Annotated in this window: 21 protein-coding genes and 1 other RNA gene; 13 read left to right on the forward strand and 9 right to left on the reverse strand. The window is 58.0% G+C overall.

Annotated features, from left to right (window positions below; all coding sequences use genetic code 11):
• Window positions 1–23 precede the first annotated feature (23 nt).
• A complete protein-coding gene (locus CQ018_RS17795) occupies window positions 24–1,652 on the forward strand; it encodes an FAD-dependent oxidoreductase (RefSeq protein ID WP_105551355.1) in 1,629 nt (542 codons plus the stop codon).
• Here CQ018_RS17795 and CQ018_RS17800 read toward each other — a convergent pair.
• Window positions 1,647–2,033 carry a hypothetical protein gene (locus tag CQ018_RS17800; RefSeq protein ID WP_146111952.1) on the reverse strand — a complete coding sequence of 129 codons (387 nt, stop codon included), beginning with the start codon at window positions 2,031–2,033 and terminating at the stop codon, window positions 1,647–1,649. The two genes, CQ018_RS17795 and CQ018_RS17800, sit on opposite strands and share 6 nt — an antisense overlap.
• Window positions 2,034–2,140: 107 nt before the next feature.
• Window positions 2,141–2,341 carry a hypothetical protein gene (locus tag CQ018_RS20880; RefSeq protein WP_105551357.1) on the reverse strand — a complete coding sequence of 67 codons (201 nt, stop codon included), beginning with the start codon at window positions 2,339–2,341 and terminating at the stop codon, window positions 2,141–2,143.
• On the opposite strand from CQ018_RS20880, the gene CQ018_RS17810 reads away from it, so the two are divergent.
• Entirely contained in the window at window positions 2,340–2,534 is a 195-nt protein-coding gene (locus CQ018_RS17810; RefSeq protein WP_105551358.1) for a hypothetical protein, read from the forward strand. The genes CQ018_RS20880 and CQ018_RS17810 overlap by 2 nt on opposite strands.
• Before the next feature lie 69 nt (window positions 2,535–2,603).
• Here CQ018_RS17810 and CQ018_RS17815 read toward each other — a convergent pair whose 3' ends face one another.
• Together CQ018_RS17815 and CQ018_RS20675 are read right to left on the reverse strand one after the other, a co-directional pair.
• Entirely contained in the window at window positions 2,604–6,710 is a 4,107-nt protein-coding gene (locus CQ018_RS17815; protein ID WP_258142710.1) for an ExeM/NucH family extracellular endonuclease, read from the reverse strand.
• A gap of 51 nt (window positions 6,711–6,761) precedes the next feature.
• A complete protein-coding gene (locus CQ018_RS20675; protein WP_258142711.1) occupies window positions 6,762–7,094 on the reverse strand; it encodes a lamin tail domain-containing protein in 333 nt (110 codons plus the stop codon).
• Between the two features lie 545 nt (window positions 7,095–7,639).
• Between CQ018_RS20675 and CQ018_RS17825 the strand changes: the two genes are divergently transcribed.
• A complete protein-coding gene (locus CQ018_RS17825; protein ID WP_105551360.1) occupies window positions 7,640–8,644 on the forward strand; it encodes an aldo/keto reductase family protein in 1,005 nt (334 codons plus the stop codon).
• A gap of 232 nt (window positions 8,645–8,876) precedes the next feature.
• Here the strand turns inward: CQ018_RS17825 and epsC are convergent, their stop codons facing one another.
• The 3 genes from epsC to msrA form a co-directional block, all read right to left on the reverse strand.
• Window positions 8,877–9,461 (reverse strand): serine O-acetyltransferase EpsC, encoded by a 585-nt coding sequence (epsC, locus tag CQ018_RS17830; RefSeq protein ID WP_105551361.1) that lies wholly within the window; start codon window positions 9,459–9,461, stop codon window positions 8,877–8,879.
• A 190-nt stretch (window positions 9,462–9,651) separates the two neighbouring features.
• Window positions 9,652–10,587, reverse strand: coding sequence for a cysteine synthase A (gene cysK, locus CQ018_RS17835; RefSeq protein WP_105551362.1), 936 nt, complete (start codon window positions 10,585–10,587; stop codon window positions 9,652–9,654).
• A gap of 75 nt (window positions 10,588–10,662) precedes the next feature.
• Window positions 10,663–11,205, reverse strand: a complete 543-nt coding sequence (msrA, locus tag CQ018_RS17840) for a peptide-methionine (S)-S-oxide reductase MsrA (RefSeq protein ID WP_105551407.1) — start codon at window positions 11,203–11,205, stop codon at window positions 10,663–10,665.
• Between the two features lie 427 nt (window positions 11,206–11,632).
• On the opposite strand from msrA, the gene CQ018_RS17845 reads away from it, so the two are divergent.
• From CQ018_RS17845 to CQ018_RS17860, 4 genes are all read left to right on the forward strand, one after another.
• Complete coding sequence (locus tag CQ018_RS17845; RefSeq protein WP_258142731.1) at window positions 11,633–12,508, forward strand: Nif3-like dinuclear metal center hexameric protein; 876 nt, start codon at window positions 11,633–11,635, stop codon at window positions 12,506–12,508.
• 169 nt (window positions 12,509–12,677) lie between these two features.
• Complete coding sequence (locus CQ018_RS17850; RefSeq protein ID WP_105551364.1) at window positions 12,678–14,474, forward strand: HNH endonuclease signature motif containing protein; 1,797 nt, start codon at window positions 12,678–12,680, stop codon at window positions 14,472–14,474.
• Window positions 14,475–14,687: 213 nt separating this feature from the next.
• On the forward strand, window positions 14,688–15,428 hold the full coding sequence (locus tag CQ018_RS17855) for a zinc ribbon domain-containing protein (RefSeq protein ID WP_105551365.1): 741 nt from the start codon (window positions 14,688–14,690) through the stop codon (window positions 15,426–15,428).
• Between the two features lie 14 nt (window positions 15,429–15,442).
• The gene (locus tag CQ018_RS17860) at window positions 15,443–15,844 is read left to right on the forward strand and encodes a VOC family protein (RefSeq protein ID WP_105551408.1); all 402 of its coding nucleotides are present in this window, start codon (window positions 15,443–15,445) and stop codon (window positions 15,842–15,844) included.
• Between the two features lie 50 nt (window positions 15,845–15,894).
• Here the strand turns inward: CQ018_RS17860 and CQ018_RS17865 are convergent, their stop codons facing one another.
• Window positions 15,895–16,680 (reverse strand): YaaA family protein, encoded by a 786-nt coding sequence (locus CQ018_RS17865; RefSeq protein ID WP_105551366.1) that lies wholly within the window; start codon window positions 16,678–16,680, stop codon window positions 15,895–15,897.
• Window positions 16,681–16,829: 149 nt separating this feature from the next.
• Here CQ018_RS17865 and rnpB point away from each other — a divergent pair.
• An RNA gene (gene rnpB / locus CQ018_RS17870) (RNase P RNA component class A) lies at window positions 16,830–17,190 on the forward strand.
• Between the two features lie 86 nt (window positions 17,191–17,276).
• Here the strand turns inward: rnpB and CQ018_RS17875 are convergent.
• Window positions 17,277–18,275: a hypothetical protein gene (locus CQ018_RS17875; RefSeq protein WP_105551367.1), complete on the reverse strand. Its 999-nt coding sequence runs from the start codon at window positions 18,273–18,275 to the stop codon at window positions 17,277–17,279.
• 502 nt (window positions 18,276–18,777) lie between these two features.
• Between CQ018_RS17875 and CQ018_RS20760 the strand changes: the two genes are divergently transcribed.
• From CQ018_RS20760 to CQ018_RS17905, 5 genes are all read left to right on the forward strand, one after another.
• Complete coding sequence (locus tag CQ018_RS20760) at window positions 18,778–19,548, forward strand: excalibur calcium-binding domain-containing protein (RefSeq protein WP_308729253.1); 771 nt, start codon at window positions 18,778–18,780, stop codon at window positions 19,546–19,548.
• Window positions 19,549–19,619: 71 nt separating this feature from the next.
• Window positions 19,620–20,396: an HNH endonuclease family protein gene (locus CQ018_RS17890; RefSeq protein ID WP_308729254.1), complete on the forward strand. Its 777-nt coding sequence runs from the start codon at window positions 19,620–19,622 to the stop codon at window positions 20,394–20,396.
• A gap of 225 nt (window positions 20,397–20,621) precedes the next feature.
• The gene (locus CQ018_RS17895) at window positions 20,622–20,972 is read left to right on the forward strand and encodes a hypothetical protein (RefSeq protein ID WP_105551369.1); all 351 of its coding nucleotides are present in this window, start codon (window positions 20,622–20,624) and stop codon (window positions 20,970–20,972) included.
• Between the two features lie 6 nt (window positions 20,973–20,978).
• Window positions 20,979–21,929, forward strand: a complete 951-nt coding sequence (locus CQ018_RS17900) for an alpha/beta fold hydrolase (protein WP_105551370.1) — start codon at window positions 20,979–20,981, stop codon at window positions 21,927–21,929.
• Window positions 21,930–22,190: 261 nt separating this feature from the next.
• Window positions 22,191–23,651, forward strand: coding sequence for a glyceraldehyde-3-phosphate dehydrogenase (locus CQ018_RS17905; protein ID WP_105551371.1), 1,461 nt, complete (start codon window positions 22,191–22,193; stop codon window positions 23,649–23,651).
• The last annotated feature ends 54 nt before the right edge of the window (window positions 23,652–23,705 follow it).

A 23,705-nucleotide genomic window follows, 5' to 3' on the forward strand; every position in this document is an offset into this window, starting at 1 on the left:
CTATTCAGGGAGATGAGCCGCATATGATCGGCATCGAAGAACTGCGCACAGTCAAAACTTTCGCCCCGCTACCCGACGAGGTTTTGGGCTATTTGGCCACAGCCGTGGAAGACATTCATCTGCTGCCCGGCGAATACTTTTTGCACGAGGGCGATGAACGCTCGCTGATCGTGGTCATCGAGGGAAACGTGGAAATCACCAAGGTCGTGGCCGGAATCGAAAAGGTCATCGGCACCCGCAAACCGGGACAATTCTTCGGAGAAGTCCCGCTGACACTGAGCACCAAATTCCCCGCAGCGGGCCGTGCCGCTGGTGTGGCTCGGATCATCAAGCTCGATGTCGCCGGCTACTACACACTTGCCACTATGGCGCCCTCGGTGCCCGAACGGGTTGGTTGGCTGGCCCGGCATTATCTTGACTCGCTCCAAGAACTCGCCGCCCAGGCCCCGGATGCCGTGGCCCGGGTCATTGGCCCGCGACGTGATGCCAAGGTCCGTGAACTTGCAACATTTCTGACCCGAAACCATGTGCCATTCGAGCGAATTACGGTCGAAAAACCCGAGGGTGGTGCCCTCTACCCGCGGCTTGAGGTACGCGATGGGCCCAGCTTTGCCGACCCACAATTACGCACTGCCGCCCAAGCCGTGGGACTCGAGGTTACACCCGCTTCCAGCGATTACGACGTGGTGATAGTCGGCGGGGGACCGGCCGGCCTTACGGCAGCGGTCAACGGCGCTGCCGAGGGACTGCGCACGGTTGTCATTGAACAATTGGCTCCCGGCGGGCAGGCCGGAACCTCAAGTCGCATCGAAAACTACACGGGATTTCCCTACGGAATTACCGGGGATGAACTCGCCGGCCGGGCCCTGACCCAGGCCAAACGACTTGGCGCGGAAATCGTTGTCACCCGTACCGCCTGCGGCATAGACCCTGATTCCTTAGAAGTGATGCTCGATGGCGGCCAACTTCTGAAAGCCCGGGCCGTTATTATGGCCACCGGGGTTGCCTGGCGAACTCTTGGGTTGGAGAGCACCGAACGCTTCCTGGGCAGTGGAATCTATTACGGTGCGGCCTTCAGCGATGCACCGCTGGCCCAGGGTCAAGACATCTGCATTATCGGGGCGGGAAATTCCGCGGGCCAGGCGGCAATCTTCTTTTCCCATCATGCGCGCTCGGTCACCATGTTGGTGCGTGGTACCTCGCTCGCCGCACGCATGTCCACCTATCTGATCGACCAGATCGAGGCCAACGCTGCGATCACTGTGAAACTGAATACTCAGCTTGTCGCACTACACGGCGAGAGCAGCTTGTCAGGGATAGAAATGCTCGATACCGCCAACGGGAGCAGCAGCCGGCTTTCCACACCCGCGGTCTTTGTCATGATTGGTGCCGATGCGGTCACCGATTGGCTGCCGGACAGCATCGAGTGTGACAAGCATGGATTTATCCTCACCGGAAATGACCTAGCGAACAACGGCCAATCACTTGATGTCGGGGCCACGACGCAACGCCGCCACTTTGCACTAGAGACAAGTGCCTCAGGCGTTTTTGCCATTGGCGATGTGCGCTCCGGATCGGTCAAACGTGTTGCCGCGGGCGTGGGGGAGGGCGGCATGGCCATCGCCTATACCCACCAATTCCTCGCTCTATGAAAATTCTGGTGCGGCGCAGAAGCGCCCCCCAGTGGATGCTGATGCAGGCAGAAGCTTGCTGGAATCGGGAAACAACACGATTTTTTCGCCCATTTGATGGCGCGATTGGGTTTCCATCATTCGATGAGCATGAGCACATTGCGATAGCGGCAAGATTTTCCCTGCTCGGGTAGCGATACCCGGGCCGGCAAACATACCGTTCAGGTAACTGGCAGCCTCGGCCGCATCTTCGACCGAGACTTTACTGATGGCAAAACCAAGAAGAGAAATATCGCGTCGGTATAGGTACCCGGTATCAATTTCTTGGAACCCGCGGATCCCGGCGCTATGGATGATCCGCCCGCCGATCGTGAGAAGTTGTGCCTGCCGGTTGATGGGCATGGTGCCCGAGGCGTCCCACACCCGATTGGCCCGGCACCCACCTGGTGGTAATCGAGCACCCGTCGGGTACCTAACCCGGTAAGCCACTAAACATCGGAAGCCCCCAGCTACCGCGAAAAACTGACACCCCCATACCTAGGGCCAGTTGCACAGCAATCGATCTCCGAGAGCAAAACCACTGACCTGCGCACCGCGGCGCCCCACGATCCCACCACGTCGTGGCCCACGGTAAACGGAAAACCTATCCCGGTGGCGTAGGCACCGGAGCACACAAGCACATCCACATGGTTCACGGCAACCGCCTCCATGCGCACCAAAACCTCCTACGGTCCCGGCAGTGGAACCCGGCGATCCGAGTACTCGATCGCATCGGGCCCGCCGAATGAACGGATGAGCGCGGCCTTCATTGGCTTCGGTATCGACTCGGGGTTCGGCTTGTCTGTATCGATCATGATGCCAATGATGGATACCCGCAATCCAACGGCAACGCTTGCACCATGAAAAAGCCTGCACGCCAACCACGCAAGGGGGTCGACGGGCAGGCACTTCTAGATGCTCAATTACCGATGGTTAGGAACAGATCTTCACCGGATGGTTGGGCTTGCATTTCTCATTGGGGTTGGTAATCAGCAGCGGCAAGGTTACCGCGGTACCACTGGGGGCCACCTTGATGGAGATGGACCCGCTGGTGCGCGCATCGGCTGGCAGGCTAAAGGAGACGTTCGCCGATCCGTCCTTCACACCTACCGTGTCAACCACGCGCTTCTTACCCTTTGAATCGGTGAATTCAACCTTTACCGTGGTGTTCTTTGGGCTGCCCAGCGAAGAAAGATCCAGCTTTTTGAGCTGGAAGGAAACCTTGGACTTGGCATCGACCCGCGCCGGATTGCCGATGACCTCCACGCCGCGGCGTGCAAAATCCGGTACCAGCGGCGCGCTTGCCGACTGCTCGCCCAGGTACTTGATCCAGGCGTCGCGGTCGATCAGACCCGAGTCCTTGGTGTTGGTGCCCTGGGTGAAGACGCGGAAGTTATCCCCGCCGGTGGCAAGGAAACTAAACGTGCCAACGCGGTAGGAACGATCAGGATCCACCGGCTCACCGTTAATGGTGATCGAGGTGATGCGATCGCTCTGCGTGCGGGTCGAATCGTAGGTGTAATCCATGTTTGAGGACAACCCCAGGTTCAGGAACGGACGGCTCGGGATCGAACCATCGGCGTTGGTCTGCCACTGCTGCTCAAGCATGGTTTTCACCTGTGCCCCACTCAACGAGGTGGTCCATAGGTTGTTCACGAACGGCAAGACGGCATTTGCGTTTGCGTAGCTGATCACACCGTCCGCGACACCCTGGTTCTTGACCAACAGATCCGCACGCAACCCACCGGGGTTGACCACGCCGATTTCCGCGCCGCCGGTCTGGTCAGACTTCAACGCATCAAGCAGCGCATCGCCCACTAGATTACCGAGGGTGGATTCGGATGAACGATCATCGCGGGTGTACTTGCCGGTGGCCGGATCGTAGGTCTGCGCGGTGGTGATATCGGCAGCGAGCCTACCGACCGGGACACTACCGGCGACCTTGGCATCGGCCAACGCCTTGTCGGTGATGGTCTTTACCTCGGCCACACGTGGGAACGATTCAACCAGAGTGGCATCATCGGTCTTGGTGCGCGGCACGTTGCCCTGGGTGTAGGAAACAACCTTGTTGGTTTCATCGAGCTGCAAGGTGATTTGCCCAATGAACTCGCCGTAGCTGCCGGTTTGCAGCACGGGACGGGTCTTGAGCACGGCATCGGCCGAAACGCCCGGAATCGGTGCATCCCATGCGTACTGCTTGTGGGTGTGCCCGGTGAAGATCGCATTGACCAGCGGGCTGGTCTTCGTCACGATCTTTTCAAAGGCACCCCCGGCGGCGACCTCCTCATCGATGGTGGCCCCGTCCGGAGTTCCGGCACCGGCGCCGTCATGGTATTCGGCAATGATGACTTCGGCGAGGTTTTGATCGGAGATCTGCTTGGCCACACGGTTCACCGCGTCAACCGGATCCCCAAAATCGAGCATGCTGATGCCCGACGGGGTGACCAGCGACGGGGTCTCCTGGGTGATGGCACCGATAATTCCCACCTTCACTCCGGCAACCTCGATGATCTTGTATTCATCGAGCACCGGGGTGGTGGTGCCCTTGGCGTAGACATTGGCGCCCAGATAATCCCAGTTGGCCGCCTGATTCACCCGGCCGTCAAGATCCGCGTATCCCTGATCGAATTCGTGGTTGCCCACGGCCGAGGCTTCCAAATCCAGTGCGTTGAGCACGTCGATGGTGGGAATATCCTTCTGCGAGGCGGAGGCGAACAAGCTGGCACCGATATTGTCTCCGGCCGAGAGGAACGCGGTGTTCTTCTCTCCCTCGGCGGCACGCAGCTGCTCAATGGTGCCGGCGAACTTCACGGTGTTTTGATCAATGCGACCGTGGAAGTCATTGATGTTCAACAGGTTGATTTTCTTGGCCGATGGCTCGGTGGCACCGAGCTGAAGCCCCACGATGACCGGGTCGTGGTCCGAGGCTGCAAAGGCAGTGGTGTCGTAGAAATCAATGGCATTGTATTTGTACCGGCTGTAGCCCATGGCCACGGATTCGGGGGAGTCGATGTTCCAGATATCCGCGCCGGTCACGGCCGCTTCGGCCGCTGGGGAGGCCAGCACATGGTCCAGCGAGCCGACCATGCCACCGAAACTGTAGGTGTGCTTGCCGGTCTTCGGATCCTGATCCACGTACCCCGCATCGGTCATGACCTTGATCGGGTCTTCATGCAGGTAGGCGTTGAAGTCGCCCATCAGCAGCACCTTGTCGGTGTTCTGCGCAGCCTGCTGCGCCGTGGCGAATGCCACGAGTGCCTTGGCCTGGGCCGTACGTGCCAGGTTGGAGTTGCCCTGGCCCTGATCGGTATCGTTGCCGATGGCCGAGCCCTTGGACTTGAAGTGGTTGACGATCAACAGCACCTTGGCCGAATCGTCGGCACCCACCGGTTTGAACGCTTGGGCCAGCGGCTGGCGGGCAATGCCGGTAAAGGCCGCATCATCCAGGATGACCGAGTCACCCACCGGCGCCGCGTTGGCCACCTTGTAAATGAAGGCGGTGCGGATGACATCCTCATCGGCTAGTGCCGGACGGTCCACCGGGGAGCGGACATAATCCCAGACACCCGGTGCGAGAGCGTTCAATTCCTTGACCAGGGCTGCTACTGCCTTATCCCGGTCCGGGCCAAACTTTGCCGAGTTCTCCATCTCTTCGAGGGATAGAACGTCGGCGTCCGTGCCAATGATGCCGGCCGCGATCTTGTCGCTCTGGCGCTTGAGGTTTGCCGCATCAGCGGCACCGCGCTGCGGGCAGCCGCTCTTGACGGAGATCTTATTGCCGTTGTAATCGGTGTAGAACTGGCACGCCGGGTCCATGTCCCCGGTCTGAATGAAGTAGTTCTGCACGTTGAAGGAAGCAACGGTGAGGTTTCCGCCGACATCCTGCGGTGCTGCCTGACGGTTATTGCCAAAGGTAATGGGCTGCACAGTTCCGGCGTTATCCGGGATCAGCGCTTCTAGTGGCTGGAACTTATACGAATTATTGCGGTTATCGAAGATGACAGGTGCCATGAATTCCGAGGTGGATCCCCCGCGCGTTGGCGTCCGGGCGCTAAGCCACGGTAACGGAACCGTTGAACCATTGGCCGAGAGGAAATTGGTGCTTGATCCGTCATCGAGCTTGATGGCACGAGCCGCATTTTCCGCCACGACGGCGTGGTACTCCTCCGAGCCATACGTTGCCACTGCGGTGGGCTGGATGAGTGCCTTGGCGCCGGTGGCCAGGCCGAGTTCGCCGTAATTATTCAGCGAGTAATTATCGGTGATGGTGAATTCACCTTGTGGGTCCACCAGCATGCCCTCGAGGGATTCACGCTTTTCAATGGTGGCAGGAACCGTGATGACGGCCGCCTTGACCTCGGCGCTCGCCTCGGAGAGCTGGGTCAAACCAGCTGCAGGCACATCAATTTCGGTGGTTGTTGCGCTGTCGTTGGCGCCGCCGAACTCCTTGACCAGACCTGTGACCTGGACATAATCTCCGACCTTGACGTCCTTGACGGTGGCCGGTGAGTAGGCAAAGACGGCGTCGGAGGCTTTGTGCGTAGACAAATTGATGTCGCCGCCGGTACCCGGTGTTTGGATGAAGTATCCGTTGAACCCGCCGGTGGGGTAGGCGGCAGTCACCTTACCCGTGGTGGTAACTAGGGTTCCAGTCAGTGGGCTAACGGCTCCTTCGCCCTGAATTTCGGCAATGGTTTTGCTGCCCGAATTTTCCGGTGGCCCCTCCGGTTCATCGCCGCCGGCGACGCCGGTGGGTGAGGGAGCCGCGGTGCTGAAGTCATGGGCATTGTTATCGGTATCGATAAAATCGGTGCGGTTTAGTGAGGAGCTCGCGTTGGCGGCCGATGATGCGGCGACCTCATAGGTATTCGAGGAACCATAACCGAGCAGGTCTATGATCCCTGCCGTGCCAACTAGGGAACCGGTGGGCAGATCTGCCGGAAGCCGGGTGCTTGTGTCCGAGAGGAACAGGGTTCCACCGCCGCCTGCGAATGCGAAGCCGCTGGCATCACCATCGGATGCCGGAAGATCCTTACCCACCGTGCCGTTGGAGTTTCCCTTGATCAGGAAGTAGTCCTTGGCCTTGATAATTCAGGAAAGCGGAGCGAGCCCGGTGGGGGCTACCTGCCCGCTTGCGGAACGGTACTGTAGCGACCAGCCGGAAAGATTGATGTCCGTATTGGTCCGGTTGTAGAGCTCCACATACTTGTTCTTGTAGGTGGCGTTGGCGCTGCCGCCGTTGAGGTAGGCCTCGTTGATGATCACCTGCGGCGCCGAAGTGGCGTCAAGAGCTGCTGCTGCGAGTGGGGTTTCGCCGGGGCTTGGCTCGCTGGTGGCCGATGCCGGTGGGATTGCCGCCGGGGCCACGGCAAGCCCGAGAGCCAAAATGGCTCCCAGCCCGACCTTCATGAAGGAGTTACTCATCGTTTTCCATCTCCATAGAATGCGGCACATCCTTGTGCCGGGTGAGTGATGATCAAATGTGGATCGGCCTGCGACAGCTAAGCGAGGTTGAGGAGCTACTTGCTTGGCGCAGCATTCACCTTCTTAGACCAAAACGTATGGAGGTCAATGCATCATGAACATGTTGAGCTGCTCTGGTAAACCACGCAAATATGTTCAGGGTCACAAACTTTTCGACATGATGAGATCAACATACAGGATTATGCGCTTAACGTGGAGGGGTGAAACGGGCGGAGTGCACATGCTGAAATTCAAGATGCTAACTGGAAATTTGGCTTCTTCGAGGCTGGCCTGCGGCGTTGCGTCCTGGCACGCTGCAATGGCCTGGCAAAGCAACCTGCCGATCGCGGCAGTGCAGATGCCAGGTCACGCGAGGCTATCGGATATTTAGTGCAGCGAGGAGGATACTCTTCTCCGAGATTATCTCTCGGCCTTTTCACTACGGGCAGGCTACCTCGTGCCCAAGGTCTTGTCGCGCTCTGTCCACGGTCCTAGGCTCAGGGATTATGGACTACAGATTTCTTGGGGCCTCCGGGCTCAAAATCACCGAGATTACGTACGGAAATTGGCTCACGCATGGCTCGCAAATAGAAAACGACACGGCAATCGCTTGCGTGAATGCGGCGCTCGATGCGGGCATCACCACTTTTGACACCGCCGATGTCTATGCAAATGGTGCCGCCGAGACCGTCTTGGGCCAGGCACTGAAGTCTCAGCGCCGCGAATCCCTTGAGGTTTTCACCAAGGTCTACTGGCCGGTGGGCCCCAAGGGAGCCAACGACACTGGATTGTCGCGCAAGCACATTATGGAAGGCATTAACGGTTCGTTGCGTCGGCTGGGAATGGACTACGTCGATCTCTATCAGGCGCACCGCTTTGATCATGAAACTCCCTTAGAGGAGACCATCCAGGCCTTTGCCGACGTGGTTCGTGCGGGCAAGGCGCTCTACATTGGGGTCTCGGAATGGAACGCCCAACAACTTCGTGAGGGTCAAGCCCTGGCTCAGAGCGCTGGGTTTTCGCTGGTGTCTAACCAGCCACAATATTCCGCGCTTTGGCGGGTGATCGAGGCAGAGGTTGTCCCGGCGGCCAGTGAATTGGGCATGAGCCAGGTCGTCTGGTCTCCGATGGCACAGGGCGTACTCTCGGGCAAATACCTTCCCGGGCGGCCCGCTCCCGCCGGGAGCCGCGCCACCGACGAGCACGGGGGTCAACGAAACATTGCCGGGTTTATGGATCCGACGGTGCTTGAACGAGTGCAATTGCTGAGGCCCATCGCCGCGGAGCTGGGACTCAAACTCTCGCAGCTGGCCATTGCCTGGGTGTTGCAAAACCCAAATGTTGCTACAGCACTGGTGGGTGCCTCACGCCCCGAGCAAGTCGCAGAGAACGTGAAGGCCTCCGGGGTAGCGATCCCTCCGGAACTCATGAAAGCAATCGACGAGGCGCTCGGGGATGTGGTGGAGCGAGATCCGGCCAAGACCGTGAGCCCGGAGAAGCGCCCGGCCTAAGCTCGCCTGCTAAGAATCCCAACCGAACTGATACGTGGATGCCAGCGACACATAAACGTCTGCCGGCCATGACTGAGGTCGAACGCGACACGCGGATGAGCGTACCGAATCCTCTTGTTGCGGAACTCGCCGACAGCATCGCTCGGGAACACTAAAAATGGTCTCGGCCCTTCTCCGATAAATTAGAAGGGCCGAGACCATTAAAATCCTTGCTCGCTAGTTTTTCAGTAGCCTAGATCCACATGGCCGGGTCAATGTACTCGGCCGGGTCAACGGCTGGCTTGTGCTCTTCGGCGGTACGCGGACGATTCTTCGCCGGAATTCCGGTAATGATCGAATCTGCCGGGGCATCCTTGACGACCACCGCATTGGCGCCAATGGCAGAATCCGCGCCGATGGTAATGGGGCCCAAGACCTTGGCGCCTGCACCAATAACTACGCGGTCACCAATGGTCGGGTGCCGTTTGACCTTCGCCAGCGAACGTCCACCGAGCGTCACTCCGTGATAGATCATCACGTCATCACCGATTTCTGCGGTTTCACCAATGACCACACCCATGCCGTGGTCAATGAAGAAACGTCGTCCGATGGTGGCCCCGGGATGAATTTCAATACCCGTAATGAAGCGGCCCGCCTGAGAAATTAGTCGGGCACCAAAACGCAGCTGCGGCTTTTGCCACATGCGGTGGGTGAGCCGGTGAATCCAAATCGCGTGTAGACCTGAATACGCCAAGAAGTTCTCGGCATTGCCGCGCGCCGCCGGGTCGTGCGCGCTCGCGCCAACTAGGTCCTCACGCAATCGGGAAAAGAAACTCACTTCGTGGCCTTCGTGTAGGTAAATAATTGTGGATCCCCATAACGCAGCATCAACTAATCCTGCATCAGCGTTGCCGCTAGTGGGCGTAAAACACCAAAGGGCGGACCGCCCACTTTCGCTGCTTCGTCCCCGCTAAACAGGGAATGAAACATGAATGGAGGAACGGCCCACCGGAGGTCGGACTAGTTACTTAGCCGCGGATGTCATCAAAGAGCAGGGTGGAGATGTAGCGTTCGCCGAAGTCGGGGATCACCGCGACAATCAGCTTGCCTTTGTTTTCTTCACGAGCTGCAACCTGCAACGCACCCCAGACCGCGGCACCAGCGGAGATGCCGCCGAGGATGCCTTCCTGCACGCCAAGCGCACGGGCAACGGAGACCGAATCCTCGATCGATGCATCGAGCACCTCATCGTAGAGTTCGGTATCTAGTACCTCGGGAATGAAGTTAGCACCAAGGCCCTGGATCTTATGTGGGCCCGGCTTGCCACCATTGAGGATCGCCGAATCCTTTGGTTCCACGGCGATGACCTGCAGATCAGCCTTCTGCTTCTTGAGGAAGCGGCCGGCGCCGGTAATGGTGCCACCTGTACCAATACCGGCGACAAAGATGTCAACCGCGCCGTCGGTGTCTTCCCAGATTTCCGGACCCGTGGTGGTCTCGTGAATATCCGGGTTCGCCGAGTTGGCGAACTGCTGTGCCCACACCGCGTTCTCGGTGGTTGCAACGATTTCCTTGGCCTTTTCTACCGCGCCACGCATGCCCTCGGAGCCCGGGGTCAGCACGATTTCGGCACCGAAAGCACGAAGCATCACGCGACGCTCGGTACTCATGGTCTCGGGCATGGTCAGCACCACCTTGTAACCGCGGGCAGCGCCCACCATGGCCAGGGCGATGCCGGTGTTTCCACTGGTTCCCTCGACGATGGTGCCACCTGGCTTCAACGCACCGGATGCTTCGGCAGCATTAACGATGGCCACGCCGATGCGGTCTTTGACCGAGTTTGCTGGGTTGTAAAACTCAAGCTTGACAGCAACATTGCCCGGCAGGCCCTCGGCCAAACGGTTCAGGCGCACCAACGGGGTGCGGCCTACGATCTCGGTGACGTCGTTGTAAATCTTTGCCATGGGTCTTTCGTCCTTACGTGCAAGTGGTCCCGCGGGCTCAAGCCCCCACGGTCAAGTTGATTGTTATAAGCCTAGTCAGCCACGTGGCGAAGTGGGCTCTTGAAGCCACGCGGCGTAATATTTCCTTGCCTTGGCCAACTTCGGGTCGATAATGACGCGGCAGTACCCCTCGGAAGAAAAACGGTTGTAATAGTCCTGGTGGATGCCCTCAGCAACGAAGAAGTCTGCGGGTTCCTCAAATACTGTAACAATCGGATTCGGGTACAACGGTGCAAACTTCGCCGCGATCGCGCGGAAAAGTTCGTCTTGCTCCGTGTCAAGCGGGAACATGGCCGAGCGGTATTGGGTTCCCACATCGTAGCCCTGACGATTGAGCGTGGTCGGATCGTGGGTTGTGAAGAACATGTCAAGAATGACCTCGGCCGGCACAATTGCTGGATCGAATGTTACGGCTACAGCCTCGGCATGCCCGGTGTTCCCGCTACACACGGAACGATAATTTGGTGCCGGATCGGCCCCACCGGTGTATCCGGAGATCACCGAAGTGACCCCACGCGTGCGCTGGTACACGGCATCTAGGCACCAAAAGCACCCGCCGGCCAGCACAAATGTTCTCATCGATGCGCCCTGCTCACCCATCGATGTAGGAGAAAAACGAACCGGATCTGCGGAGATTGAAAAGTCATTCACATCCATAGACAAGTCGCTGCCACGCCAATTCATTCCCGCACATGCGCTAAATGCACACGGTTCCAGTTAAGGTGGAATCATGCAAAGCAACAAGGGGCAGTCACACGGTATGCGAATCGTCGGCGATCAGGGCACCGCCGACGCCTCCGCACGTACCGGTGCCACCGAGCCCTTATCTTCGCCCGCATCAACTCCCACCAGCACCACCGGAATCGTTCCCGGCAGCGCTGAACCCCACGAAACCAGCACGGATCCGACGGCTGGTGCACCAGCGGCATTGGCTCACGAGGCATCAGCTGGCCCCCAGAAAGCGCCCCAGACTACCGATAACACTGATTCATTGGATCCCAATGCGGTGCTAACCGACGCAGATCGCGCACAGGGAGCTACCTCACCCAATACCCCCACCCTGGGAGATGTGCTTCTTGCCGTCGAAGAACTCTGGCCCGCATCGCTGGCAGAACCTTGGGATGAAGTCGGACCTGTGGTCGGTCGTCCCGAATGCCCCGTCACGCGCATCATGTTCGCCGTTGATCCCACCCTCGAAGTCATCGCCGATGCCATCTCCCGCGGCACGCAGCTGCTGATCACCCACCACCCTCTACTGCTCAAACCCGTGAATTCGGTTGCTGCCACGGGTTTCAAGGGCGAGGCCGTGCACCTGCTCATTGAGTCCGGTTGCGCACTTGTCACAGCGCACACCAACGCCGATTCGGCGCTCGGCGGTGTCTCGGATGTCATTGCCGATGCCTTGGGCGTCATCGACACCACACCCCTAGTTCCTTCCAAGGATGGGCTGCCGGAGGAAGGTATCGGGCGGGTTGGCATGCTGCCCGAACCCATGAAGCTCGGCGATTTCGCTGCACGGGTGTTTGAGACCATGCCTTCGGTTGCTGGGGGAGTGCGTGTTGCCGGCGACGCTGCAGGCATCGTGCAGAAAATTGCGGTGTGCGGGGGAGCCGGAGATTCACTCTTTGACGCTGTCCGCGACTCGGAAGCGGACGTATATGTCACAGCCGACCTCCGCCATCACCCGGCCTCCGAAGCTCGTGAAGCATCACTGAATGGCAAACCCTACCTGATCGATGTCTCGCACTTCGCCAGTGAGTGGCTGTGGCTACCCGCTGCGGCCAAGGCCCTTGCCAATGTGCTCGATGAGATGGGACACGAGGTAGAAATAGAAGTCTCAACGGTGAATTCTGACCCCTGGGACTTTATCCTCACGCCCTAGTCAACTTGGGAATCGACGCATACTTTTGTGGCCCGCGCACCGTCTTTCGGTACGTGGGCCACAGCCCTGTAAGGCCCAACTTGTCCGCACCAAACTACCCCCACCAAGAGTTATCCACAGATTTCAAGGTTTTTCTCGATCGGTGCTACTTTTGACGCACTATTAATGCATGTCCAACAGCCCCGTGGGCGCCGACATCATGCGGGAAGAGCCCACCATCGTAGAGGCAGTCAGCCTCGCCATCGAGGCCACCCTTGCCGAGCAGAGTGATGCTCAGGCACCCCAAGGTGGCCACATCGATGCGTTGCGCCGGTTGGCCATCCTGATCCCCATCCTCAAAGCCGAACTTGAACGGGCCGCAACCTCCTGCGCAGATTCACCGGTCCGCGCGCTCGCTCTAGCCCACCTAACAGAGGACATTTACCGGCTCAGTGGACTGGGACAATACCGTGCGGCAGGTGTTTGCGCCGAGGCACAGGCCCATACCCTTGCGGAAAAGCCCCTCGTCGAGCTGAATAATGTGCTGGAGCACCGCACCGAATTTGCCGTAGGAACCCTGAAACTACCCGCCGATATCACCATCCCGCCGGGCCGTAAGTTACTGACCCGCGACACCGCCGATCTGCTCAAATCCCGGCTCAAGCTCACCTACTTTCAGGCGAATTACCGTGTCGCCAGCTACCAAAAACTCTTTGCTCATCGAGATGCTCACGGACAGGAGCAAGCACCAAACTTCCCAGCCCTTAGCAAAATCATGCAAGAAGGCAGCGCCGATCCTAAAGATATCGCAAATTCTGTTGCCAAACTTCATGCAATGAGCCCAACTTTTGAAGCTCAGCCGGACCCGGTACGTGCCGAAACCGAGCTCGAAGACCTAGTCGCCGATGCGCTGCGGCAACGTAACGCCCAAGATGTAGGCAAACTGATCAAAAGTACGGAAAACCGGCTCGATGCCCACGCACTAGAACGTGAAGCGGCCGCCATCGAATACAACAAGAGCCTGCGCTTCGAAGGTAAGCGGGCCGATGGCTACCACTGGGAGCTCATTACCGATGCCGAGGGCCATGCAAAGCTCATGAGCATCGCCGATGACCTGTCGAACCCGCACACCAATTCCGGCAAACGCCCAACTTCGGATGCGGAGCCCTACGCACAACCGTCTGCGTCGAATGAGACCCCCGATGAGCAAGCACCACCAATACCGGAATGGGCGAGTAATCCCAACACCCCGGTGCAGGATCGGCCCAAGGCGGCATTCACCGATGTTGGCGTCCCTGCCACGGGATGTACGGATGGAAAAAGCACGGGCGGGCCGCCAGAGTATTTTCTGCTCGGTGAAGAGCCGCGCCCAGGTGAAACGCGCGCGGAAACCAATGTGAGGATCCGCGGCCGCCGCCTCTACCAGGAAGTTTTCGATGCCATCGATTACTTCGTAGACCCGACAGCATCCCAAGACCCTCAAATGCCCATGAAATCACGGGTTGATCTGCTAGTCACCATTGACTTCGAAATCCTGCGCGGTGCACTTGAAGGATCCGGCATCACCGGGAACGGCGATTTGATCACCGCGGCAAATGCTCGACGCCTTGCCTGTACCGCCGGAATCCTGCCACTAATTCTGGGCGGCAAGGGCCAACCACTGGATCTTGGACGCAAACGTCGAGCCTTCACCCAGGGACAAAAACGTGCAATCGCAGCCCGCGACCGTGGCTGTATTAATCCCGGCTGTTCCATGCCCGCACACCGAACCGAGGCTCACCACGTTGACCCATGGAGCGAGGGCGGCCAGACGAGAGTCAGCAAGGGCGCATTGCTCTGCGTCATCTGCCACACCGCCTACCACGCAGGGCACTTCTCCATCGTCTTCATCGACGACATCCCCTTCGTGGTACAGGCAAAGTCACGGGACCCCATGCAAAGGCCCACACGGAACTGGGTCTTCCACCCCGAGGCCCAAGCCGCCTAAAATTTCCTACACCCCCACCAAAAGATCACCTCAACCCGGCCCCGGGTATGGCAGCAATGCCGTTGTACCCGGTGGCACCCTAAAGGTCATCTCGGCGGGTCGAATCGCCCACCACTTGCGCGAACTGACTAGTCTTAGGGCTAAGTGATCAACGATCGCCCAAGATTTTTTGCGCTCCGGCACAGAAATCTTGGCGCAAGGCGGAGGAAAAGCATGGCAAAGGCAGCACCGGCGGAACAACTTCGACTCCTAGATGTGGCTCAGCTTGATTCGCAGATCACCAAGCTCAAGCGCTCTATCACCGAGGCGTCAAAGGACAGCGACCTTGATGCTGCAGTAGCCCAGCATGCTGAATCTGCTGCGGCTCTCACCGAGGTCAGTGCGCGGCTTAGCGCGGCGACACAGGGGCTGAAAGAATCGGAACTCGCGGTAGAAAAAGTTGTTGCGCACATCAACAAGGACCAAGACCGTATCGACCGCAATGCCGGATCGGCCAGCGATATGATGGCGCTCTCCCATGAGATTGAAACGCTCACGGTGCGCCGCAATGAGCTCGAAGATCACGAACTCGAGCTCATGGGTGAACTTGAGGAAATTCAGGCAGAGCACGATGCCGCCTCCGCATTCCTTGCCACGCACGCCGAGGAAGTAGCAAACCACACTGCGCGTCGCGATGCTTCAGTTGCAACGCTCACCCGGGAGCTTGCCGCTACCGAAAACACGCGCAAAGACCTTGCTGCAACGTTCGACGAGGTGCTTATCGGTGCCTACGAGCGGGTTCGTTCCCGCGGTGGCATTGGTGCGGCCCGACTCTTCCACGGAACCTCGGAGGCCAGCGGCATCGCGCTTGCCGCGGGGGACTTGGCCGAAATCAGGGCCGCTGCCGCCGATGACATTGTCTACTGCCCGGATTCCGGAGCTATCCTGGTGCGTAACAGCGAGTGGGGCTCTTAATTCCCGGCACAACCATGCTGCCCTCCGGTAGCGGAAGGCTTCACCACACCGAGCTTTGGGTGCGTGATTTCGCGCGCTCCCAAAGCACCATCGGCTGGCTTCTAGCGCAGCTGGGCTACGTGCCGGGCGAACCGTGGTCCACCGGGATCAGTTATCAAGGCGCACACAGCTATATTGTGCTGGAATCCGGTCCCGATGTCCTCGATACACCACATCAGCGACTTGCTCCGGGGCTGAACCATCTTGCGTTCCACGCAGGATCGCAAGGCAATGTCGATGCGATCACCAAGGTCGCGCTAACCCGCGGGTTCACGCTGATGTTCGAAGACAAACACCCCTTTGCCGGCGGCCCGATGCATTATGCCGCGTACCTTGTGGATTCCGAGGGTTTCGAGTTTGAACTGGTCGCCGGGTAATAGCCTCAGCGCTGGAACATCTGGGGAGTGAAACTATGGGGAGCTAGGCCTTAGCCAATCGCCCGAAATGCGTGATCCTCGGGCAAAATTATGTTCAGCTGGTGCACCTTGCGTTTGGTACCTGCAACAAGTTGCGCCTCCCACTTTTCCTGCGCCGCTGCAAGTAATTCCTCGGGCGAGCCAACCTCGCTGCCACGGGTCAGCAGGTGAGCGGCTAATTCTCCACGCGTGTGCTTAGCAAAGTGCGAAACTACCTTGCGCACTCCGCCACGCAGCTGGAAGACAGCGACGCTCACGCTCATCGCCGGATTTGGCACCCACGCCGCGGCATAGGTGCTTGAACGGCAATCGATCACTAATTCACCCTCGGCCCGAGCATCGAGCACCGGGGCCAATTTCGGTTTCCACCAGCTGGCAAGCTTCCCAACCTCGGGCAACTTTACCGACATTGACAATCGATACGCAGGAATTTGATCGGCAAAACCCACGGCACCCCAGAGCGCGGAGATCACCAAGATGCTTTCATCGGCAAGCTTTTGCTGGCAGGCGTTGAGCCTGTCATAGCCAAGCGCCTCAAACAGCACCCCGCTGTAGACGCTGTGTGCTGCGGCGGCGGGCTCGGAATGCAACTCAATATTCCGGGTCACCTCGGCAACCAATGATTTGCCGACCCCCAACACCTCAAGTGCGTGTTCTCCACGCGAAACCTCGGCAAGGGCATCAAGCAATTGATGACGATGCGGGTTCAACTCGGGGAACTGCAAGGAGTCGGTATCAAACGGTTCACCGCTGGAAGCGGGTTTCTTGCCCTCGGAGGGCGGAAGCAAAATCAGCACCCATCAAGCCTAGTCTCACGGGCACCCAATCCCAGATTCGTTAACTGCAGAGAATAGCCGCCGACTCTTTGCACCTATTTGAACTGTCTCTCAGAGCTATTTCAATTGGTCAGGAAATGGCGCAAAAGAGACTAGACTTGTTTGCTGGACGGGATGGCCAGACGATCGCGTGCCACGAAAGTGGCCCGAGGAACGTCCGGGCTCCACAGAACGGGGTGGTGGGTAACGCCCACTCGGGGAAACCCGCAGGCTAGTGCCACAGAAAATAGACCGCCCGCAAGGGTAAGGGTGAAACGGTGGTGTAAGAGACCACCAGCATTCCAGGTGACTGGAGTGGCTAGGTAAACCCCACCCGGAGCAAGGTCAGACAGACTACTGGGTTGTTCGCTCAATGTAGTCGGGTGGGCCGCTTGAGGGTGTCGGTAACGGCGCTCCTAGATAGATGATCGTCACCGCGATCCCGGGTAACCGGCCGCGGGACAAAACCCGGCGTATCGGTCATCCCGTCCATATAATCTTTACCTACGATGCCTCCGGGCTTCGCGGTGATCTCGTAACGGGCGGCGTTTGAAGCCACACCGTGATGACCAGCAGGCTCACGCGGCAGGGTAGTATCCCAGCGCTATGAAGTGCGCACCAATGCGTGCGGCTACCGCGGCATTTGCTGCATCGTTGAGATGCCCTGCATCTCGCGAAAGCCCAGTGGCTTTCACGCCCATGGCCTGCTGCTGCAGATCTGCCCGCGTAGGTTGGATCCCAGATTCTTTCCATATTTCCTTGGAGAGCACATAAGCGTTCAGATCAAAGGCGACCTCGCCGTAGTTTTGCAATATATTGTGGTTCACGGCTTGAACATTTGTGTACTGCAGGGAACCAACTGGTTCATTCGAATTCACAAAGTGCGTCATGACAACACAACGTTTGATGCTTGGTGCCATCCATTGGTACGCGGCATTGGTCAGAGTATTGACCAACCCGACGGCCGCCGGCGAATCACGTAGATTATTTTTTCCCGCGTTCAATAAGACCACAGCGTTGTGCACTTCATTGGAAGTCAACGGAATAAATGGCGTTCCTGCCGGAAGCGCATGAGTAGGCCCGGGTTTGGTCCGAGTGAAAATGAGAGTCGATCGAGTCGAGGACAGAACACCACGAATTCCCGCCAGGGTACCCGTAAAAGGCTTTAACGAAGACGATGCGGGCATGTTCCATGCTCTAACAGCCACGGCACCACTGCCGGGGATCAGATGATTCTTGATAGAAATTTGTGCCGGTGCTGAACCCATGCGCGCACAAATATGTTCGGCGCGTTCCCCACCCTTACCCTGAGCATTGAACGTAGCTCCGACAAACCTATTGCGTAGGTGTGGCCCCAACAACGCCATGGTGGAGGAACCGAAACCCCAGACGTTGCTGGTGTCGGGGAACATGTTCTGCCCACTATTCGTGGGCAGTGGCAAGCTATTTGGGGGTGCGGATGCTGGGCCGTTGTGTTGCCAGGGTAGTAGGCCGCCGGCGGCGCCTACAACACCGACAATCCCCACGGAAGCGGTTGCTAGTCCGGAAACAAGCAGGGTCCTTCGTGAAACGCCCATCAGCTTGAGATTCCCTTCACGCAACCAATTCCCCCGCAAGTAGCTTCTTGATGAAGTGCCCACAGCACAGAAGAACAAATAACTCGAACGATTCTATGGCTTAGACCGGGTCCTCAATTGGAGACTCACCAAAGGAATCTCGGTCAATTTGCTGGCAGATCGAGGAGCATCGCTTGACCGTCAACGAACTACTTGGAGATTGCTCTGTCTGTCTATGCCAGTGAAGCGCGGTCATGCGGCAGTGGCCCGTTGGCATCGTGACTGTGAGTGGGACTAGCAAAAATTTGTCGTATCTGAATGCACCTGTCTGAAAGCTGGCCCGAGTGCATCACCAAGCACCATCCCGATGAAGGAGCCAAGAAAATGGTCTGCCGAGATAAAAGCGAGCGTCCTACATGGGTCTAGATCGTCATAATTCACTTGTTTCCACGGCAATTGGAATAAACCGATATTGCTCTATAGGCTGGGCCAAAATTACTCGTGTTTGAGAAGGGGCTCACCGATGTCACAGAATTTGATGAAACGAAAACGCAAGCTTGGTTGGAAGGGCTGGACCGGAATAGGCGTTGCCGTACTTATTCTCAGTGCGTGCGTCAATGGATCCGATGGAACGGCAGAAAAAGCTCAACCGGAAAATTCCGAGCCAGCTCCAGCCATTGCGGTTGAGGAGCCAACCGCTGCTCCCACGGCAGAAGCAGCAGCCCTGCTGAAAGATTTTGAAGGAAAAACGTGCGATGGCGACGAATTAGTGATGGATCAGGGCAACGAGTCCCTGTTCTGTGATTTCGATGGCAACGGATTGCTGATTTGGGTCAGCGCTGCCAACCACAAACTCTTTCTAGAACAGGCCGAGGCTGCAGCTAAAGCCAAATCTGAAGTAGAAGCCAATGTGAAGGCCCAAGCTGAAGCACTTCAGGAACTGGAGAGAAAAGAAAAGGCTGCAGCCGAGAAAAAAGAGCTGACCATTACCAAAGCAGCACCAACAACTTCTGCGGCATCTCCATCGGTTCGAAGTTTTGTAGCTCCTAAGCCTGTTCCGACACCCAAGCCAACTGTGAAGGCCACGCCTAAGCCAACACCCAAGGCAACTCCAAAACCCACACCCAAGGCAACTCCAAAACCCACACCAAAGCCAACGCCAAAGTCCTCGGGTAGTGCCTACTACAAGAACTGCTCGGCGGTACGAGCTGCCGGCAAGGCACCTATTTACCGAGGTGAACCGGGTTACAGTCGTAAGCTTGACCGCGACGGTGACGGAGTTGCGTGCGAGTAGTAGCTTCGCGCGTAGGTATTACTATTGCATTGCTTGGGCTCGTGCTTACGGGCTGTAGCAGCCCAAACAGCGTGGCTTCAGAGCCACTAGTGATCAGATCCGAAGCTCCAACGGTGGCACCCGTGATCAGAGCCGAGGAGCCGGTGCTTCCACCGCTGGTTGTCAGATCGGAACTCCTAGCGGAGGAAACTCTTCAGGCTAGCCAGAACACCGTCGAATCAACGACCAGCTCGAATAAGACAAAGACTGCCGAACGGCTCCTGCCCGAGCAGCAAGGGCTCGAAGTGGTGGGTGGCGCTCTAGCGATGCTTGATGAAATTCCAATCAAAGGACGTGCGCCAAAGACCGGCTACTCACGCAAAAACTTCGGATCGGGCTGGAAAGATCCCGATGGCAACGGATGCGACGCCAGAAACGATATCTTGCGTCGTGACCTCACCTCCACGGTTACCAAGCCAGGCACTCACGATTGCGTCGTGCTGAGCGGCATCTTGCAGGATCCCTACACGGGCCAAAGGATCGAATTCACACGAGGCCAAGGCACCAGTACTGCCGTGCACATTGATCACGTAGTTGCCTTATCCGATGCTTGGCAAAAGGGCGCACAAAAACTAGATGCCGAAACCATGGTGGAGTTTGCCAATGACCCGCTGAACCTGTTGGCCGTGGACGGCAAATCAAATATGTCTAAGGGGGATAGTGACGCAGCAAGCTGGTTGCCCCCGCAACGCTCAGCATGGTGCTCCTATGTCATTCGGCAGGTTCAGGTTAAACACCATTATTCGTTGTGGATGACCAAGGCCGAACACTCACGAATCAAGGACGTACTTTCCGCGCGTTGCAGCTAGCGGAAATACGGAAAGTGTCACGGCAACATACGTAGCAGAAGTGATCCGCACGGGGGGATGGCTTCGATTGGAGCCGGGGCAGAGGCACAATGAATGCCGCTGATCCAGTTGCGTCACGAAACTGCTTCACATTCGCCGCCCGCCATCGGCATGAAGTGGGCTCTAGAAAGTCTGGATCACGTCATTTTCCGCTTTCTACGGCACGGTGCTCGATAGACTCAGTGGGTGGAGTGGTTGATTTGGATCATCGTGGTACCGGTGCTTTGTTTACTGGTCCTCTGGGGAGCCTCAAAATTTAGATTCCCGGAAAGATCTAGTGGCGCAGGCAGTGGCTCCTCGGGTCTTTTTGATGCCTTCAATGATCTCTACAATCCCGGGAGTACCGCGGCCCGCACGGCGCTCGAAGAGCAAAAACGCCAGATTATCAGCAGCGCTCAGGGCCAAGACCGTGATCCTTTAGCGGGTTTTGTTCACAAACACCATGCGGCGGAGAGCGGGAATACTTCCCGGCCAAAACCGGCAGCGGGACCCATCGAGACCGAATCTTTGGGTTCGGATCCCGAGGACAAGGAATAGGCGGATATGACCCAAGAACTCCGTCACATCGGGTCCGAAACTATCAAAATCACGTGTTCGGATGAGTACGTGCTCACGGGGGACCACTTTAGACCCGTCGATTCGCCGGTTCGTGGCATCGTGGTAATTGCTGGTGCCACAGGAGTACTTGCTAAGTATTATCACCGGTATGCAAAGTTTCTGGCTGAGCATGGGTACTGCGCAATCACCTTCGACTATCGTGGCATTGGTGCTTCGGCACCAACAACGCTCAGAGGCTTTCACGCCCGCTGGTATGAATGGGGCTATCAAGACGTCAATGCGGCCCTTCGCTGGGCACGTGAAAATTATCCGAACGTCGAAATGCAAGTCATCGGCCATAGTTTCGGTGGTTTCGGGGTGGGCCTGGCAGAAGAATCTCGGTGGCTAACCCGCATTCTGACGGTTGGAGCCCAACACGCATATTTGCCGGACTATGCAGCGTCTCACCGTCGAGAATTTGTGACACGCTGGCATCTGCAGATGCCGCTGATCGCTCTGCTGCATGGCTATGTCGATGGCAAGGCACGTGGCTGGCTGGAAGATATACCCCGCGGTGTTGCCCTTGATTGGGCGCGTAGTCGCAAAAACTTTGTAAAGATCCGACCGCGTAGCGTTAGTGAACGCCTTCGGGCGCATCAACAAGCGCTCACCGCGAAAATTCTTGCCGTCGCCGCCACAGATGATCCCTTCGCTACCGTTGCCGCAATGAATCGAACCTTGGCTTACACCCCGCGGGCTGCCGGCCAGATCGCCCGTCTGGAACCACAAGCCTATGATCTGAGCGAGCTGGGGCACTTTGCCTTGTTTCATTCGCGATTTTCGGATACTTTCTGGACTCAGACTCTCGACTGGCTGGGTAATGGGAACAACCCATGGAGTCATCTTCAAGTGACGCAATCACTGTCTCAGCAGACATTCGTCAAGGAAGCGATATAGGTATCGCCGATACTGCAGACCCCTCCGCTTAGCCGCGTGCATCGGGGCCCGCCTTGGCATAGGCCTGGACCGCAAGAAGCCGATCTGTGAGCGACCTCACCGCCGATGGGCGCCCATGTGTCATGACACGGACTAGAATAGGTTGCGGGCCTAGCCCACGGGGAAAGATCCTGATACCCCAAACAACCGTTTCTGCAAAGGTGCTTTTACGGTAGCAACCGGCTCAAGGATCACCAGCCGGCTGAATTGGAAGGATTTTCAGTGACCCAGCAGTCTGTCGCAGCCCTACAGGAATGGAGCGGGCGCGAAGAGCTCGCCGAGGCCATGATCCCGTTGATCGGTCGTCTGTACCGCAACAACAACGTGGTGACCTCCATCTACGGCCGCAAACTGATCAATCAGTCGGCAATTAACATTCTCAAGGCACACCGTGTAGTCCGCCGTGTTGAGGGCGTCGAGCTCTCCATCGAGCAGACCATGCCGTTGCTGCAGGCCATCGATTCGCTCAACGTCGGCGCCGTTTCCATTGACCTGGGCCGACTGAGCAAGAAGTTCCGCGAATCCGGTTCAACCGATCTGACCGCATTCCTCACCGAAGAACTGGGCGAGAAGGTCGGCAAGGCCGGCGCTACCGACGCAGAGCCCACCGACGTGGTGCTCTACGGCTTTGGCCGCATCGGGCGTCTACTGGCCCGTATCCTCATCGAACGCGGCGGCTACGGCCTACGCCTGCGCGCCATCGTTGTACGCAAGGGGTCGGATGATGACATCGTCAAGCGTGCCTCGCTGCTGCGCCGTGACTCGGTCCACGGCCCATTCGACGGTTCGATCACCGTGGATGAGGAAAACAATACAATCCTGGCCAACGGCACGCTGATCCAGGTCATCTACTCGAATGACCCGGCCACCGTTGACTACACCGAATTTGGCATCAACAATGCCATCGTGGTGGACAACACCGGTCGCTGGCGCGACGAAGAAGGCCTGTCCCAGCACTTGGCCGCCAAGGGCGTTTCCCGCGTCCTGCTCACCGCACCTGGCAAGGGTAACCTGAAGAACATCGTGCACGGTATCAACCACGGTGATATCACCGCGGAGGACAAGATTGTCACCGCCGCATCCTGCACCACCAACGCCATCACCCCGGTTCTGAAGGCACTGAACGATCGCTTCGGCGTCGTCCATGGCCACGTTGAGACGGTTCACTCGTTCACCAACGACCAGAACCTGATCGACAACTTCCACAAGGGTGAGCGTCGCGGCCGTTCGGCAGCACTGAATATGGTCATCACAGAAACCGGTGCCGCCAAGGCCGTCTCCAAGGCTCTTCCGGAGCTCGAAGGCAAGCTCACCGGCAATGCAATCCGCGTTCCTACCCCGGACGTGTCGATGGCAATCCTCAACCTGAACCTTGAGACCGCCACCGACAAGGACGAGCTGAACACCTTCCTGCGCGAAACTTCGGTCGGGGCCGAGCTGCACAAGCAGATCGACTACATCGATTCGCCCGAGGTTGTTTCCACCGACTTCGTCGGCTCGCGCCGCGCCGGCATCGTCGATGGTCTTGCCACCATTGCCACCGGCAAGAACGCAGTTGTCTACGTTTGGTACGACAACGAATTCGGCTACTCCTGCCAGGTGGTCCGCGTCATTGAAACCATGGCCGGTACCCACCCTGTAGCGGTTCCGGCGATTGCCGCAACCCAGACCGCAACCGTCTAAAGCCCTACGATATCTCCCGATGAATTCGGGGGAAGTAGCTTAGTCAGCGGGCCG

Origin of the sequence: Arthrobacter sp. MYb227 (genome assembly GCF_002975435.1) — a bacterium.
Taxonomy (GTDB): Bacteria; Actinomycetota; Actinomycetes; order Actinomycetales; family Micrococcaceae; genus Paeniglutamicibacter.

What these genes read in the sequence shown, in the direction of transcription:
- CQ018_RS17795 (WP_105551355.1), top strand. Translation starts at nt 24, where the DNA reads ATGATCGGCATCGAAGAACTGCGCACAGTCAAAACTTTCGCCCCGCTA.
- CQ018_RS17800 (WP_146111952.1), bottom strand. Translation starts at nt 2,033, where the DNA reads ATGCCCATCAACCGGCAGGCACAACTTCTCACGATCGGCGGGCGGATC.
- CQ018_RS17810 (WP_105551358.1), top strand. Translation starts at nt 2,340, where the DNA reads ATGCGCACCAAAACCTCCTACGGTCCCGGCAGTGGAACCCGGCGATCC.
- CQ018_RS20880 (WP_105551357.1), bottom strand. Translation starts at nt 2,341, where the DNA reads ATGGAGGCGGTTGCCGTGAACCATGTGGATGTGCTTGTGTGCTCCGGT.
- CQ018_RS20675 (WP_258142711.1), bottom strand. Translation starts at nt 7,094, where the DNA reads ATGAGTAACTCCTTCATGAAGGTCGGGCTGGGAGCCATTTTGGCTCTC.
- CQ018_RS17825 (WP_105551360.1), top strand. Translation starts at nt 7,640, where the DNA reads ATGGACTACAGATTTCTTGGGGCCTCCGGGCTCAAAATCACCGAGATT.
- cysK (WP_105551362.1), bottom strand. Translation starts at nt 10,587, where the DNA reads ATGGCAAAGATTTACAACGACGTCACCGAGATCGTAGGCCGCACCCCG.
- msrA (WP_105551407.1), bottom strand. Translation starts at nt 11,205, where the DNA reads ATGAGAACATTTGTGCTGGCCGGCGGGTGCTTTTGGTGCCTAGATGCC.
- CQ018_RS17850 (WP_105551364.1), top strand. Translation starts at nt 12,678, where the DNA reads ATGTCCAACAGCCCCGTGGGCGCCGACATCATGCGGGAAGAGCCCACC.
- CQ018_RS17855 (WP_105551365.1), top strand. Translation starts at nt 14,688, where the DNA reads ATGGCAAAGGCAGCACCGGCGGAACAACTTCGACTCCTAGATGTGGCT.
- CQ018_RS17860 (WP_105551408.1), top strand. Translation starts at nt 15,443, where the DNA reads ATGCTGCCCTCCGGTAGCGGAAGGCTTCACCACACCGAGCTTTGGGTG.
- CQ018_RS17875 (WP_105551367.1), bottom strand. Translation starts at nt 18,275, where the DNA reads ATGGGCGTTTCACGAAGGACCCTGCTTGTTTCCGGACTAGCAACCGCT.
- CQ018_RS20760 (WP_308729253.1), top strand. Translation starts at nt 18,778, where the DNA reads ATGTCACAGAATTTGATGAAACGAAAACGCAAGCTTGGTTGGAAGGGC.
- CQ018_RS17900 (WP_105551370.1), top strand. Translation starts at nt 20,979, where the DNA reads ATGACCCAAGAACTCCGTCACATCGGGTCCGAAACTATCAAAATCACG.